This is a genomic window from Phytohabitans kaempferiae (assembly GCF_042433955.1).
GTDB lineage: Bacteria > Actinomycetota > Actinomycetes > Mycobacteriales > Micromonosporaceae > Phytohabitans > Phytohabitans kaempferiae.
This window is the reverse complement of record NZ_JBHLUH010000074.1, coordinates 50739-64750: the sequence shown is the minus strand read 5'-3', so window position 1 is coordinate 64750 and position 14012 is coordinate 50739. Positions and strand designations below refer to the sequence as shown.

Genomic DNA, 14012 nt, shown 5'->3' with positions numbered 1-14012 from the left:
CGGTCAGTCGAGGTGGGCCGTGTCGTTGTAGCGCATCAGGTGCCACGGCCCGTTCGGCTCGGTGTACTCCCACTCCGTGATCGACGTGAACGACGGGTTGACGTACGCCCCGGTGCCTGGCCGGGGCACGTCGAAGCGGGTCAGGAACGCCCACGTGATGAAGCCGCCGTGGCTGACCGCCACCACCGTCCGCCCAGGGAAGCGCCGGGGCAAGCTGTCGGTGGTGCGGCGGACGCGGGTGACGAAGTCGTTCCAGCACTCCCCGCCCGGCGCCACCACGCGGTTGGGCTCGGCCTGCACGTCGAACGACCCGTACCGCGCGGCGAACTCGGCGATCGGCAGCCCGTCGCCCTGCCCGGGGTGCAGCTCGCACAGGTCGCAGTCGACCAGGACCTCCTCCGCGTACACGGCCGGGGCGAGGATGCGCGCGGTCTCCTGCGCCCGCGGCGTGCCGCTGGAGAGCAGCACGTCGGCCGTGAACTCCTCGTCGGCGAACCGGCGCCGCAGCGCCCGCGCCTGCTCCCGGCCCCGCTGCGTGAGGCCGGGACAGCCACGGGGCCCGGCGACGAGGCCGCGCCGCCCGTGCTCCGATTCACCGTGACGGACGAGTACCAACCGCATGGCGCTCAAGCCTAGGACCCGAACGGGACCCGCCGTCGTGATCCCCCTCGCGGGGCCACCGGAGCCCGGACGCGACGCCCCGACAGCTCGCTAGAGGTCGTGGCCGGCGGTGCTGTCGACGTGCGCGGGGATCTCACCGGCCTCGGCGTCGCCCGTGCTCAGCGTGCCCGACGGCTCGAACATCAGGATCGAGCCACCCGGCGACGACGGCTTGTGCGGCGTGCCGCGGGGCACGACGTAGGTGTCGCCCTGCCGCAGCTCCACAGTGGTCACGGTGCCGTCGGCGGCCCGCACCGCCACGTCGAACCGCCCCGCGAGGACCAGGAAGAACTCGTCGGTGTCGGCGTGCGTGTGCCAGACGTGCTCGCCCTCCACGTGCGCGATCCGCACGTCGTAGTCGTTCATCCGCTGCACGATGCGGGGACTGTAGACGTCGTCGAATGAGGCGAGGGCGGCGCTGAGATTGACCGGCTTCATGCCCAGCATTCTCCCCCGCGTGTCCAGGACGGGCGCGCGCTACGCGAAGAGCCACTCCAGGGCGGCCAGCGACTTGTCCGCGTAGCGTTGCCGGCCGGACTCCAGCCCGTACGCCAGGTCTTCGAAGACCTTGCACCGGGCGTAGAAGACCGCGCGCCCGCGCAGGCCCTCAGGCGCCGGGCCGTACGCGGCCAGGGCGGCGTCGAGCGCCGCCGGGCCCAGGTCGCGGTGGATCAGCCCGAAGTCGAACGCCGGGTCGACGATCGCCGCGTCGCTCCAGTCGATGACGCCGGTGACCGTGCCGCTGGCCGGGTCGACCAGCACGTGCTCGATGCCCAGGTCGTTGTGGGAGAAGGCGAGCGCGGCCGGGTCGTCCGGCGGTGGTGCCTCCAGGAAGGCCTCGATCCGCCGCCGGTACGCCGACGGCACGTGTGCGGAGACCGTCGCGTAGGTCTCGGCCGCCTCCCGCCGCCACTCGGCCATGGGCAGCTCGTCGGTCTCGACCAGCCGCTCGATCCGCTCGGCCGGCGCGGCGTGCAGCGAGGCGAGCAGACCCCCCAGCGCCGCCGCCACCGGGACGCCGTCGACACCGGCGGCGTCGATGAGGGGCACGCCGGGCAGCTTCTGGTACGCCAGGCAGCCCGCGTCGGTGAAGCGCGGCACCGGTACGGGCAGCGGCGAGAAGCCGCCGACCGCGGTGAGCAGCCGCGCCTCCCGGTCGGCCTCGACGCCACCGCCGAAGCGGACGATCAGCTCGCCGTTCACCTCGTACGCCACGTGGTCGAGCCCGGCGCCCAGGCGCGCCAGCGACGCCACCTCGTAGCCCGGCAGGTGCGCCGCCACCAGCTCCCGCGCCCGCGCCTCGGAATCCCCCATGGCCCTTGATCCTATGAGGCCGTGACCTGGGCGACCACGGAGGTCACGACGCCCAGGTCCGCCGGTACCAGTAGAAGGTGCGGCGCAGCCCGTCGGCGAGCTCGACCGACGGCTCCCAGCCGGTGAGGCGGCGCAGCTTGGCCAGGTCGGGCGCGCGGCGGGCGGGCGAGCCGGGCGGGGCGGGCTCGGCCACCACGCGCGCCTCCACGCCGGCGATCCGCAACACCAGGCGGGCCACGTCGCCGACCGCCGTCAGGGGCGCGTCGTTTCCGATGTGGACGATCTCACCGACCGCCGCCGGCGCCTCCATCAGCCGCAGCGTCGCCTCGACCGCGTCGTCCACGTAGCAGAACGAGCGCTTGCGGTGCGGCCCCTTCACCCGGAACGGGTCGTCGCCACGCACCGCCCGCACGCACATCTGCGGGATCAGGTGGTCGGCGCCCATGCGCGGGCCGTACACGTCGTAGAAGCGTCCCACCACCACGCGGCTGCGCCCCGCGCGGGCGGCATGCACGAGCGCGGCCTCGGCGAAGAGGCGGCTGGCCGCGTACGCCGAGCGGGGCTCGGCCAGGTCGCCGACCACCACCGGCTCGGCCTCCTCGGTGGGCACCTGCACGACGCCGTCCTCGACGCCGTCCGCGTAGACCTCGCCGGAGGAGGCGAAGAAGACCTTGTCGCCGGGGGCGGCCCAGTCGATGAGGTGGAGGGCGGCGAGGGCGTGGGCGCGCACGGCCCGCACCGGGTCGGACTCGACCACGCGGGGCGGTGGCGCGCCGCCGAGCAGGTAGATCTGCGCCCAGCCGCGTCGCAGGGCGGCCCAGGTCGCGCCGTCGGTGAGGTCGCCGGCGACCACCTCCACGCCGGGGGTAGCGCCGAGCGCCGCCACCTCGGCCCGGTCACGTCCGCGGGTCAGGTTGTCGACGACCACCACGTGGTAGCCCTCTTTGACCAACCGCCGCGCGAGGTGCAGGCCGAAGAAGTCGGCACCGCCCAGGATCAGAGCCCGAGCTTTCAGGCTCATCGCTCCGTCGTTCACCGCCCACTTCCCTCAAAGCCCACGCTCCGACGCAGACGTTAGCAACGTGGGGCGGACCCCCCAAAGAGCTACGTCGATTGCGCGACAGCGCAGGCCAGCAGTTATGTTAGGCTCACCAAACTTTGCGGGACCGGGGGTGGTATTCCGTGCCGTCGCGGCTGGCCGGTGAGGGACTCACGCTCGCGTACGACCAGCGGGTCGTCGCCGAGCAACTTAGCGTGACAATCCCGGACAATTCATTCACCGTGATCGTGGGGCCCAACGCCTGCGGCAAGTCCACGCTGCTGCGTGCGCTCTCCCGCATGCTCCGCCCCCGCACGGGCGCGGTGCACCTCGACGGCAAGGCCATCACGTCGTATCCGTCCAAAGAGGTCGCTCGCCGCCTCGGCCTGCTCCCGCAGAGCTCGATCGCGCCCGACGGCATCACCGTGGCCGACCTGGTGGCCCGCGGCCGCTTCCCGCACCAGCGCCTGCTGCGGCAGTGGTCCCGCGAGGACGAGCGCGTGGTGCGCGAGTCGATGGCCGCCACCGGCGTGGCCGACCTCGCCGACCGGCCCGTCGACGAGCTCTCCGGCGGTCAGCGGCAGCGCGTGTGGCTGGCGATGGCGCTCGCCCAACAGACCGGCATCCTGCTGCTCGACGAGCCCACCACCTTCCTGGACATCACCCACCAGGTCGAGGTGCTCGACCTCTGCGCCGACCTCCAGGAGACCGGCGGCCGCACGCTGGTCGCGGTGCTGCACGACCTCAACCAGGCCTGCCGCTACGCCACGCACCTGATCGCCATGCGCGACGGCCGCGTGGTGGCCGAGGGCGCGCCGGGCGAGGTCGTCGACGCCGATCTGGTGCGCGCGGTGTTCGGGCTCGACTGCCGGGTCATCCCCGACCCGGAGACGGGCAGCCCGCTGGTGGTCCCGGCCGCCCGCCGCCGCCCGGCCCCGCTCGAGCCCTCCCTCGCCGCGGTCGACGCCGCCTGATCCCCGCCGCACGCGGCGCGCCGCCCGCACCGCCGCCCGCTCAGGGGGCCGGCGACTCCGCGAACGCCTCGTACGCCGGCCGCAGCCGGGCGACCAGCCCCGCACCGCCCAGCACCGGGCCCGGCGTGGGCAGTTGCCGCAGCAGCAGGTCGGGCTCGGTCTCCGGCGTCGGTGGCCGCTCGGGCAAGGGCTGGGGCGGCAGCCAGAACCGGTCGACCGACTCCTCCAGCGCGGTGTCCACGACGTCCGCGAGGGCCGCGGCCGCGCCGATCGGTGACGGCGGGCTCGGGCGGGCGGGGCCGCGTGCCCCGGAGACGGCATCGACGCCGCCGCCGCCGCGGAGCAGCCGGAGCCGGGCGAGCAGGTCGTCGCGGGAGCGGCCGCGCCAGTGCAGCAACTGGAACGGGTCGGCGTCGAACTCCTCCGCCAGCAGGTAGAACGTCGCCGCCAGGTGCTTGCACGGCACCGCGTGGTCGGGGCAGGTGCACCGCATCCGCAGGTCGGCCACCGCCTGTGGGAAGAGCGGCGCCTCCAGCCGCGCGAAAAGCTCCTCCAGCTCGGGCGGTACGTCGCCGGCGAGCAGGCGCGCGCTGTAGAGGGCCTGGCCGGCCAGTGCCTCCTCGACCCGCGCCCACACCGCGGCGGAGAAGCGGTCGAAGCCGATCGTCACCGCGTACGGGGTCTCGCGCGACCCCTGCACCACCGCGCTCACCTCGCCGGGCGCCACGGTGAGCGAGAGCACCTGGCCCTTGCGGGCGTAGGAGCGGCCGCGCGTGAGGCGGCTGCCGATGGCCAGCGACTCCAGCACCGCCAGGAAGCGGCGGGACCACCACGACTCGCCGATCGCCCCTCGGGCGCTGCGTGCCTTGAGGCCGCCCTCGACGGGACGGGTGCGGCCGTACTCGCGGAAGTCGGGCGGCTGCGTCACTCCACCACCGCCCCCGCCTCCAGCGCGAAGAGCTGCCGCAGCTCGGTGGTGGAGAGCTCGGTGAGCCACTGCTCGCCGGTACCCACGATCCGCGCCGCCAGGCCCCGCTTCTCGCGGATCATCTCGGCCACCTTCTCCTCCACCGTGCCGGCGCACACGAACTTGCGCACCTGCACCGCCCGCCGCTGCCCGATCCGGAACGCCCGGTCGGTCGCCTGGTCCTCGACGGCCGGGTTCCACCACCGGTCGACGTGGACGACGTGGTTGGCGGCGGTGAGGGTGAGGCCGGTGCCGCCGGCCTTGAGGGAGAGCACGAAGAGCGGCGGCCCGCCGTCACCCTGGAAGCGGGCCACCATCGCGTCACGGTCCTTCTTGGACACTCCACCGTGGAGGAACAGCACCTCGCGGCCGTGGCGGGCGGAGAGGTGGGCGCGCAGCATGCCGCCAAACTCGGCGTACTGGCTGAACAGCAGCGCCTTCTCCCCCGCCGCCAGCACCTCGTCGAGGATCTCCTCCAGGCGGGCCAGCTTGCCCGAGCGGCCGGCGAGCCGCGTGTCGTCGTGCAGGAACTGGGCGGGATGGTTGCACACCTGCTTGAGCTTGCTCATCGTGGCGAGTACGAGCCCGCGCCGCTCGATGCCGTCGCTCCGCTCGATCCTCTCCAGCATGTCGTCGACCACCGCCTGGTAGAGGGACGCCTGCTCGCCGGTGAGGTTGCAGAGCACCTCCATCTCCAGCTTCTCGGGCAGGTCGGAGATGATCGTCTTGTCGGTCTTGAGCCGCCGCAGCACGAACGGGCCGGTGATCCGCCGCAGCCGCGCGGCCGCCTCCTCGTCGCCGTGCCGCTCGACCGGCAGCGCGTACTTCTTCTTGAACGCCGCCGCACCGCCCAGCAAACCCGGATTGGCGAAGTCCATGATGGACCAGAGGTCGGCGAGGCGGTTTTCCACGGGCGTTCCGGTGACCGCGACCCGGTGGCGGGCGGGCAGCGCGCGCACGGCGGCGGCCTGGCGCGTGGCGGCGTTCTTGATGGCCTGCGCCTCGTCGACGACCACGCGGTGCCACGGGATCTCGCCCAGCGCCTCGGCGTCGCGGGCCGCGACCGAGTAGGTGGTGACCACGATGTCCGCAGCCCGCACCGCCGCCGCGAACTCCGCCCCGCGCGCCCGTTCGGCGCCGTGGTGCACGTGCACGCGCAGCCCGGGCGCGAACTTCGCCGCCTCCCGCTCCCAGTTGCCCACCAGCGACATGGGGCAGACGAGCAGCGTCGGCCCCACCTGCGGCCCGTCGCCCGAGATGAGCGCGAGCAGTTGCACGGTGTTGTGGCAGAGCATCCCGCCGGCGACGAAGTTGTGGTGCATAGCGACCTCGAAGTCGTACACCCAGCCGGTGTGGTGCACGTCCTCGACCTCCACCACCTCCGCGAAACGCACTTCGCTGCCCGCCCGCCAGGCGAGCGCGTCCCGAAGGTCGCCGAGGCCGTCGACGTCCAGGCGCCGGTACGCCTCGGTCACCGCCGCCGTCCACCTCGTGCGCGGGCGGGCCGCGTACTCCGCGGCTGCCTCGCCGGAGAGGATGCGGTCCATGCCCGCGACCGCGAGCGCCGCGGACGCCCGCGACGTCTCCTGGCCGCCCGCGAAGTAGACCGTGCCCACGCCGAAGTGGCGCGCCGGCAGGCCGGTGACCGACTTCGCGTACGACAGGATGTCGCCCGCCGGGACGCCCTCGACGTTCGTGTTGGCCGGCTTGGCACAGACCTTCGCCAGCTTGGCCGTCTTCATCGGATCGGAGAAGCCGATGTGCTCCTGGAAGAGACGTAGGGACGGGCCGCCGATGACACCGACGTGGTAGGGGCGGAGAATGCCGGAGCCGTTGGTGGCACGCTTGTGCTTGACACTGAAGCGCAGCCAGATGCCGAAGCGGCGCAGCATCGTGGCGAGCTGCCGCATGATGACCGGCGAGGCCGAGCTGATCTCCACCATCCGCATCGCCGGGACGACGGAGCCTTCCGCCGTGAAGAACTCCCGCAGGAACAGCGCGATGGTCGCGTCGTCGGCCGCCACGACGAAGTCCGGGATCGCCTTGCCCGCCGACCGCTGGCCCCACCGGTAGCCACGCTCCTCCAGGTAGCGCATGTACGCCACGCTGCGGATGTCGAGGATGCCGCATCCCTTGTCGTTCACGGTGATCGTCGGCCGGTTGACTCGCACGCCCAGCCGGGCGCCCACATCGAGGGCACTGCGACGCACCCGGTCGAGGACGGTCGTGTCCCTCTGCGAGATTCGCAGCGCGCCGGTCGGCAGCTCATGGCCCTCGCTGATCTGCCACGCCAGCAGCGTCGTCAGGTCGGGGTCGACCGGCTCGCCCCGCCAGGTCAGCCGCGCCGGCACGCACAGCCGGTCGCCCACCTTGATCGCGTTGGTCCAGCCGTGCGTGCCCAGCAGCTTGTGCCGCCGGGTGATCAGGACCTCGCTACCGTCATCGAGCCGGATCCGCCGGAGCCACTCGCTCACGTGCTGCCGGTAGAGGCGGCGCACCGGGGCTTCGACCATCGGACCCGGGAACGGGCCCCCGGACAGCGCGTTCACCATCAGCGGCCGCGTCGGCGCGGCCCACTCCCCCTCTCCGTCCGACATGGACGGTCCGGCGTACTCCGCCCACAGCCGCTCGGCAGTGACGAGCTTCCCGTTGACAAATACCGACATGTCGCCACTTAAGCACTTACCCAATCCCATGTCGTCCGCCAGGATGCCGCCCAGTCCGAGGGACTGGAGGAAGGTCAGCCAGGCCAGGCCGCGCCTCTGGTAGGGCCGCAGCGTGCCCGCGAAGCTCTCCGGCGGGTCGATCGGCTCAAGGTGGCGTTCCGCCTCGCCGGCCAGCAGGTCGCCGAGCGCGCCGTCGGCGGTCACCGCCTGGATCGGGAGGGCGTCCGGGTCGTCCTCCATGGACAGTCCGAGATGGAGCAGCTCGCCCACGCTCATCTCGCCGCCCGACTTGAGCAGCTTGAGCCCGGCCGCGAGGTGCTTGGCGTCCAACTCGACCCAGCGGCCACGGAGGCGTACGAGCGGCGTCTTGAGCTTCGCCAACTCGCGCAGCTCCTTCTCGGACAGTGGCTCGTCGCCGAGCGCCAGCTCCCACTGGTAGTCCACAAGGGAGCGCATGCCCACCGCGCTGGCCGAGGCGACGGTGCCGGGGGCGGTACGGCTCTTGGCGCGGAGCTTGGCGCCGAGCCGCGAGCCGGGGCGCCCCCACCACGTGGGCAGCAGCACGCCGAAGCCGGCCGCGTGCAGCAACGGCGCCCCCTCGCGCAGGAAGCGGTGCGCACCGGTCACATCGAGGTCCAGTGTGGAGGGTTTGGCGGTGCGGAGCGCGTCGTCGAGCTCGGTCCACAGCCGGCTGGCCCGCCCCAGCTCGGTGAGGAGTGTCTCCTGTGGAGCGTCGAGGTGCCGGGCGAGCGCGTCGAGTGCCCCGCGCGAACGCCACACCTCCTCCGCGTCCACCACCAGGCTGGGCTCGTCGGCGGCCTGGAGCGCGAAGTCGACCCGCCAGTCCCGCGTCTCCTCCTCCCCAGGCTCCACCAGCCGGAAGCAGGCCCGCACCGCCCCGCCGGCCGCGTCGCGCTGCCACTGCGCCACCGCCTCGGCGAGCGTGGCCAGCTCGGACGCGTCAGCGTCGACCCGCCGGTCACGCCCGGTCAGCGCACCGAGCCACGAGCCGCTGGTGGTGCCGCGCCCACCCGCGAGTCGTACCCCCTCCAAGGCGGCACGGGCGGCGGCGTCCACCATCGCGTCGAGCATGCCCCCGACGAGCGCCGCGGGGTCTCCTCCCCCGGCCCGCGCGGAGGGCGGGAGCGCGGCGGCGAGCGCGCGGGCCCACGCCGCGTCGCCGCCCGTCAGCAGCGGCCGCCACGCGGCCGCGTCGCCGGCCACCGCCGGCAGCAACCGCCCGCGCCGCACCAGGTCCGCCGCGAAGGCCGCCACCTCCGCCGCGTGCCGCAGCGAAGCACCATGAGCCACGCCGTCGTCAAGCCCGCGAAGCAGCGTCACCGCCGCGTCGGGGTCCAGCTCAAGCGTTGGTACGCGCCAGGGGGCGAGCGCCACCGCGGCCCTGGACCGGGCCGGGGCCTCGGTGCGCACGAGCTCGGGCGAGTCGAGTGGCCGCCCGCCGGCGGTGGGCAGCCGCAGCGTCGCGGACCCGTGACTCCCCTTGGCGGCCAGGTCGCCCAGCGCGGCCGCGACCACCTCGGCCGGAGCGGCGAAGGGATGCGGCCGGGCCGCCCGCCGGGTCGCGCGGGGCGGCGGGGTCGAGTCTTCCGCCCACAGGCCGAGGTGGCCGGCGGGCAGCCACAGACCGTGTACGACCAGCACCGCCCAAGTCTGCCAGCACGATCCCGCGAGGCCACGGAACGGCACGGCGGCACTGGGTAGGTTGGGGTGCATGACACAACCCACCGTGGGCATCGGCGAGGGCCACGACATGCCGCTGCTCGGCTTCGGCACGTGGCAGCTTCCCGGCAAGCAGGCGTACCAGCCGGTGCGGGTCGCGCTGGAGACCGGCTACCGGCATCTGGACACCGCCACCATGTACCGCAACGAGAGCGAGGTGGGGCGGGCGCTCGCCGACAGCGGCGTGCCGCGCGCGGAGGTCTTCGTCACCACCAAGCTCCCCGCCGAACGCGCGGGCCGCGAACGCGAGACGATCGCGGCCAGCCTCGCCGCGCTCGGCATCGACAAGCTCGACCTGTGGCTGGTCCACTGGCCGCCGAACGGCTCGGCCCGCCCGGAGACGTGGGAGGCGTTCATCGCGGCGCGGGAGGAAGGGCTGACTAGCGCGATCGGGGTGAGCAACTACAGCATCGCCCAGATCGACGCGCTGACCGAGGCCACCGGCGTGACGCCCGCGGTCAACCAGATCCCCTACAGCCCCGCGCTCCACGAGCCCAAGCTGCTTGCCCAGCACCGCGAGCGCGGTGTGGTGGTGGAGGGCTACAGCCCTTTCCGCCGCAGCGACCTGCGCGATCCGGTGCTCGCCGAGGTGGCTCGCGTCCACGGCGTGAAGCCGACCCACGTCATCCTGCGGTGGCACATCCAGCACGGGATCGTGGTCATCCCCAAGTCGGCCACGCCCGAGCGGATCCGGGAAAACTTCGACGTCTCCGGCTTCAGCCTCACCGAGGAGGAGATGGCCCGCATCGACGCGATCAGCTAGACGATCTGTCGCGCGCGAACGCCAAGCGGATGAACGTGTAGTCGATGCCGACCCGCTTCCAGTGCACCGGGCGCTCGGCGTGCTCCAGAGCCAGCTCGCCCAGCAGCCGCAGGCCGTGCTTCTCCGCGACCGCCACGAACTCCTTGATCTCCACCGGGGAGAAGATGTGGACCGGCGCGCCGTACGCCTTCTTGTCGCTGGTGTCCGGCGGGTCCTGGTCGTAGTCGGTGGAGACGACGAGCACCCCGCCGGGGCGGATGATCCGCGCCGACTCGGCCAGGAACGGCTCCAGCGGCACCCCGTGCTCGATCACGCTCATGCAGGTCACCGCGTCGAAGCGGCCGTCGGGGAAGTCGGTGCCGGTGATGTCGCCGTACCGGAAGAGGACCCCGTCGCGCCGCACGTCCTCGCCGAACTCGAGGTTGTTGCCGACCAGGTCGGTGAGGCCGAACAGGCGCAGCCACGGCAGCACGGACGAGTAGCGCGCGCTGCCCGCGTCGAGCACCGAGGCGCCGGTGCCGAGGCGGTCGAGGATCGTGGCGACGGCGCCGAGCGCGTCCCAGTTCTTGGGGCGGTCGTGGTGCAGCGGCAGCCGCAGCCGCCGGCACTCGGCGACCGCCTGCTCCCACTCCGCCCGCGTGCGCAGCACGTCGGTCGGGGGCATGGGGGCCGGACGGGAGCCCGGCGCCGCGATCGCGCGCTGGAGCCGCACGCGGGTCCAGAGCGCGCTCTCCGCAACGCGCTTGGCGAGCGCGGTGGCCGCGCCTCCGGGCGGTGCCGCCGTGCTCATGCCCGTCCTCCCTTCGCCGGCGACGGGCATGCGGCAACAGGCGGGCTGAATCTGGCGATTCGCTCGCTCCGCTCGCTCATTTCTGCTCCTCGGGGGGCCTGGTTCGGTGGATGCTGAGCGCTGCCATGCCCATGTCGACGACGGCGAGCGCGAGGCGGGAGACCAGCACGACGGCGGCCGCCGCCTGCGGGGTGATCGCGGTGGCGAGGGCGGCGCCGAGCGCCAGCTCCCGGACACCGACGCCGGCGGGCGCCGGCACGAAGAGCACACCGGCACAGTACGCCAGCGTGAAGCCGCCGACCGCGAGGGGCAGCACGGTCCAGCCCTCGGCCCCCGCGGCGCGCACCAGGATGAAGCAGTGCAGGCCCATCAGGCACCAGTTGAGGGCCTGCCAGCCGCTGGCGGCGAGCATGCCCCGGCCGGTGGGGCGGACGGTGAGCGGCGACCGGCGCAGCGCGCGGAGCATCAGGTTGATGCCCCAGGTGGTGACCGCCGGATGGATCACGGCGACGAGCACCGGCAGCAGCAGCCACAGCCACCAGAACTGGCGCAGCGCGTCACCGCCGCCGAAGGGCAGCAGGATCACCGCCATGCCCAGGCCGACCGCCAGTGACAGCACGATCGCGAGCATGCTCACCGCGAACGACACCGGGCGCGGCACCTTGAGCTGCTTGGCCAGCTCGACCTGGGCGACGAAGGTCCACACCGAACCGGGCAGGTACTTGCCGAGCTGGCTGGTGTAGAAGACCCGCCCGGCCGGGACGACCGGCAGCGGATGGCCGAGGTCGGCGAGCAGGCGCCGCCAGGCGAGCATGCCGGCGATGCCCGCCGCGACCGCCGGGGGCACCGAGGCGAGCGCCGCGCCCCAGCCGATCGAGCGGAGCGCGGGGCCGGTCTCGTCCCAGTTGGCGACGACGTACCAGACGCCGGCCGTGGCGGCGAGGACCAGAAAACCGACCTTGAACCAGATGCCGAAGCCCCGCCGCCGCGGCGGCGGGGGAAGACTGCCGGACACCGCGGTGTCCGAGGACGCGGTGGCGCTCACGAGCGGTCCGCCGCCGTGAGGACCGCACCGAGGTACGCCTGCCAGCCCGGCGCGGTGTCGGTCGCCCGCACGCCGAGCCGCAGCCGCAGCGGCTCGCCCTCGGCGTAGAAGCGGCTCAGCGCGTCGGCGAGCGAGTCGACGTCGCCGGGGGCGCAGAGCACGCCGTCGACACCGTCGCGCACGTCCTGCTCGACCGTGCCGACCCGGGTCGCGATCACCGGCCGCTCGTGGGCGAACGCCAGGAACGCGTTGAGCGAGGCGGTCGCCGCGCGGTACGGCAGCACGAGCGCGTCGACGTCGGCGAAGAGGCCCGGCACGTCGGCGGCGTCGACGTATCCGGGGCGCAGCTCCACCCTGGACGCCAGCCCGAGGTCGGCGATCAGCTTCTGGGTCTCCTCCGGGCCGCCCCAGAACTCGCCGGCGACCCGCAGCGACACCTCGGGAGGCCCGGCCGCCATCGCGCGCAGCAGCACGTCGAGCCCCTTGTACGGCCGCACGATGCCGAAGAAGAGCAGCCGCTGGAAGGGATGCTCGGACGAGATCCCCGCGGCGGCCGGCGCGGCCACCACGATCGGCGCCATGTGCTCGACCACCACCGGCTTGTCGGTCAGCGACTTGGCGAGCTTGGCCTGCTCGGCGGTGTGCACGAGCACGCCGTCCACACGGGACAGCACGCCGGCCATGAGCCGCACGTCGGCCGCGCGCCGCTCGTGCGGGAGCACGTTGTGGCACTGGGCGACCACGCGCGCGGTGCGCCGGCGGCCCAGCCCGGCGAGGATGCCCCGGTAGGCGGGCATCTGGATGGGCGTGGCGGTGACCAGCACGACCACGTCGTATCCGCGCAGCCGCCGACCGCACGCCCACCACGAGTCGGGCCGGCGCCACGACAGCTCGCGGTGGGTCCCCGGGAACGGCGGCAGCTCCGGCTCGCTGACCGTCAACTGCCCCGGGTAGAGCAGCTTCGGGTACTGGTGCGACCACGACTCCAGCCGCACCTCGTGCCCGGCCGCGGTCAGCTCGTGGGCCAGTGCCGTCGTGTACTGGGCGATGCCGCCCTTGTACGGGTGAGCCGGCCCCACGATCGCGATTCGCACGACGTGGCCCCGCTCAGTCGGCGCGGGAGCGGACGATGAGGTCGGCCAGCAACGCCACCGCGGCGATGATGAGCCCGGTGACGATGAGCAGCATCGCGTTGGTGGTGATGCGGAAGTAGTACTGGAAGATGTCGACGATCGCCTTGACCGCGCCCAGTCCGAAGAGGAAGAGCGCGAGCGGCATCAGCACCTTGATCGGGTTGAAGTACACGACCATGCGCAGCACCTGGAGGATGTACCGGTAGGCGTCGCGCACGAAGTGGAACTTGCTCGTGCCGGAGCGCTTGGAGTATTCGATCGGCAGGTAGTCGACCTGGTGCTGGTTGGAGAGGAAGGCCAGCGTGATCGTGGTGACGCAGGAGAAGCCGGGGGGCAGCAGCCGCAGGTAGGGCAGCGACACCGACTTGCGGAAGGCGCGCAGCCCCGAGTTGAGGTCGGGGATCTTCGTGCCGGCGAGCACCTCGGCGACCTTGCGGATGGCCCACTTGGCCGGCACGCGCAGCGCCTTGTGGCTGCCCTGCTCGGTGGTGCGCGCGCCGACGACCTGGTCGACGTGCTCGTTGTCGCGCAGGTAGGCGACGAACTCGGGGATCCGCTCGTTGGGGTAGGACATGTCGGCGTCGGTCCAGACCACGATGCCGCCGCGCGCCTCCTGGGAGCCGATGCGGCGGGCGGTGCCGGAGCCGCCGTTGCGCTGGAACGCCATCAGCCGCATGTGCGGGAAGCGGGGCTCGGCCTCGCGGAGCACGGCGAGCGTGCTGTCGGTGGACTTGTCGTCGATCACGAGCAACTCGTAGCTGAACCCGCTCGAGTCCATCGCCTTCGTGATGCGCTCGATCTCCTCCACGACGTGGGTCTGCTCGTTGTAGCAGGGCAGAACGATCGTCACGTCGAGCGTCGCGGGCTCTGGTGGCTTTGGTGCCATGCTGGGGCGTCCCTCGGCGGTCCGTACCGTCTGCT

General features: G+C 73.1%; 12 protein-coding genes. 2 read left to right on the top strand and 10 right to left on the bottom strand.

Annotated elements, in window-relative coordinates; translation table 11 throughout:
* Window positions 1-3: 3 nt before the first annotated feature.
* From ACFFIA_RS34320 to ACFFIA_RS34305, 4 genes are all read right to left on the bottom strand, one after another.
* Window positions 4-621, bottom strand: a complete 618-nt coding sequence (locus ACFFIA_RS34320; RefSeq protein WP_377259288.1) for a histidine phosphatase family protein — start codon at window positions 619-621, stop codon at window positions 4-6.
* A 90-nt stretch (window positions 622-711) separates the two neighbouring features.
* Window positions 712-1098, bottom strand: a complete 387-nt coding sequence (locus tag ACFFIA_RS34315; RefSeq protein WP_377259285.1) for a cupin domain-containing protein — start codon at window positions 1096-1098, stop codon at window positions 712-714.
* A gap of 39 nt (window positions 1099-1137) precedes the next feature.
* Entirely contained in the window at window positions 1138-1974 is an 837-nt protein-coding gene (locus tag ACFFIA_RS34310; RefSeq protein ID WP_377259282.1) for a phosphotransferase family protein, read from the bottom strand.
* A gap of 43 nt (window positions 1975-2017) precedes the next feature.
* Window positions 2018-2995: an NAD-dependent epimerase/dehydratase family protein gene (locus ACFFIA_RS34305; protein WP_377259279.1), complete on the bottom strand. Its 978-nt coding sequence runs from the start codon at window positions 2993-2995 to the stop codon at window positions 2018-2020.
* Between the two features lie 161 nt (window positions 2996-3156).
* Here ACFFIA_RS34305 and ACFFIA_RS34300 point away from each other — a divergent pair, with 161 nt between their 5' ends.
* A complete protein-coding gene (locus ACFFIA_RS34300; protein ID WP_377259276.1) occupies window positions 3157-3987 on the top strand; it encodes an ABC transporter ATP-binding protein in 831 nt (276 codons plus the stop codon).
* A gap of 40 nt (window positions 3988-4027) precedes the next feature.
* On the opposite strand, the gene ACFFIA_RS34295 is transcribed toward ACFFIA_RS34300, so the two are convergent.
* Both ACFFIA_RS34295 and ACFFIA_RS34290 read right to left on the bottom strand, forming a co-directional pair.
* Window positions 4028-4915, bottom strand: coding sequence for an SWIM zinc finger family protein (locus tag ACFFIA_RS34295; protein ID WP_377259273.1), 888 nt, complete (start codon window positions 4913-4915; stop codon window positions 4028-4030).
* The gene (locus ACFFIA_RS34290) at window positions 4912-9282 is read right to left on the bottom strand and encodes an SNF2-related protein (RefSeq protein ID WP_377259270.1); all 4371 of its coding nucleotides are present in this window, start codon (window positions 9280-9282) and stop codon (window positions 4912-4914) included. Before ACFFIA_RS34290 ends, ACFFIA_RS34295 begins: the two co-directional genes overlap by 4 nt.
* Before the next feature lie 70 nt (window positions 9283-9352).
* Between ACFFIA_RS34290 and ACFFIA_RS34285 the strand changes: the two genes are divergently transcribed.
* Window positions 9353-10123, top strand: a complete 771-nt coding sequence (locus ACFFIA_RS34285; protein ID WP_377259267.1) for an aldo/keto reductase — start codon at window positions 9353-9355, stop codon at window positions 10121-10123.
* On the opposite strand, the gene ACFFIA_RS34280 is transcribed toward ACFFIA_RS34285, so the two are convergent.
* The 4 genes from ACFFIA_RS34280 to ACFFIA_RS34265 form a co-directional block, all read right to left on the bottom strand.
* Complete coding sequence (locus tag ACFFIA_RS34280; protein WP_377259264.1) at window positions 10116-10913, bottom strand: class I SAM-dependent methyltransferase; 798 nt, start codon at window positions 10911-10913, stop codon at window positions 10116-10118. The two genes, ACFFIA_RS34285 and ACFFIA_RS34280, sit on opposite strands and share 8 nt — an antisense overlap.
* Window positions 10914-10989: 76 nt before the next feature.
* Entirely contained in the window at window positions 10990-11958 is a 969-nt protein-coding gene (locus tag ACFFIA_RS34275) for a lysylphosphatidylglycerol synthase domain-containing protein (RefSeq protein ID WP_377259261.1), read from the bottom strand.
* Window positions 11955-13052: a glycosyltransferase gene (locus ACFFIA_RS34270; protein WP_377259258.1), complete on the bottom strand. Its 1098-nt coding sequence runs from the start codon at window positions 13050-13052 to the stop codon at window positions 11955-11957. Before ACFFIA_RS34270 ends, ACFFIA_RS34275 begins: the two co-directional genes overlap by 4 nt.
* Before the next feature lie 13 nt (window positions 13053-13065).
* On the bottom strand, window positions 13066-13977 hold the full coding sequence (locus ACFFIA_RS34265) for a glycosyltransferase family 2 protein (RefSeq protein ID WP_377259256.1): 912 nt from the start codon (window positions 13975-13977) through the stop codon (window positions 13066-13068).
* Window positions 13978-14012: the final 35 nt, after the last annotated feature.

Excerpts from the sequence above, each read along its gene's own strand:
- ACFFIA_RS34320 (WP_377259288.1), bottom strand. The coding sequence starts at position 621 with ATGCGGTTGGTACTCGTCCGTCACGGTGAATCGGAGCACGGGCGGCGC.
- ACFFIA_RS34315 (WP_377259285.1), bottom strand. The coding sequence starts at position 1,098 with ATGAAGCCGGTCAATCTCAGCGCCGCCCTCGCCTCATTCGACGACGTC.
- ACFFIA_RS34310 (WP_377259282.1), bottom strand. The coding sequence starts at position 1,974 with ATGGGGGATTCCGAGGCGCGGGCGCGGGAGCTGGTGGCGGCGCACCTG.
- ACFFIA_RS34305 (WP_377259279.1), bottom strand. The coding sequence starts at position 2,995 with ATGAGCCTGAAAGCTCGGGCTCTGATCCTGGGCGGTGCCGACTTCTTC.
- ACFFIA_RS34285 (WP_377259267.1), top strand. The coding sequence starts at position 9,353 with ATGACACAACCCACCGTGGGCATCGGCGAGGGCCACGACATGCCGCTG.
- ACFFIA_RS34280 (WP_377259264.1), bottom strand. The coding sequence starts at position 10,913 with ATGAGCACGGCGGCACCGCCCGGAGGCGCGGCCACCGCGCTCGCCAAG.
- ACFFIA_RS34265 (WP_377259256.1), bottom strand. The coding sequence starts at position 13,977 with ATGGCACCAAAGCCACCAGAGCCCGCGACGCTCGACGTGACGATCGTT.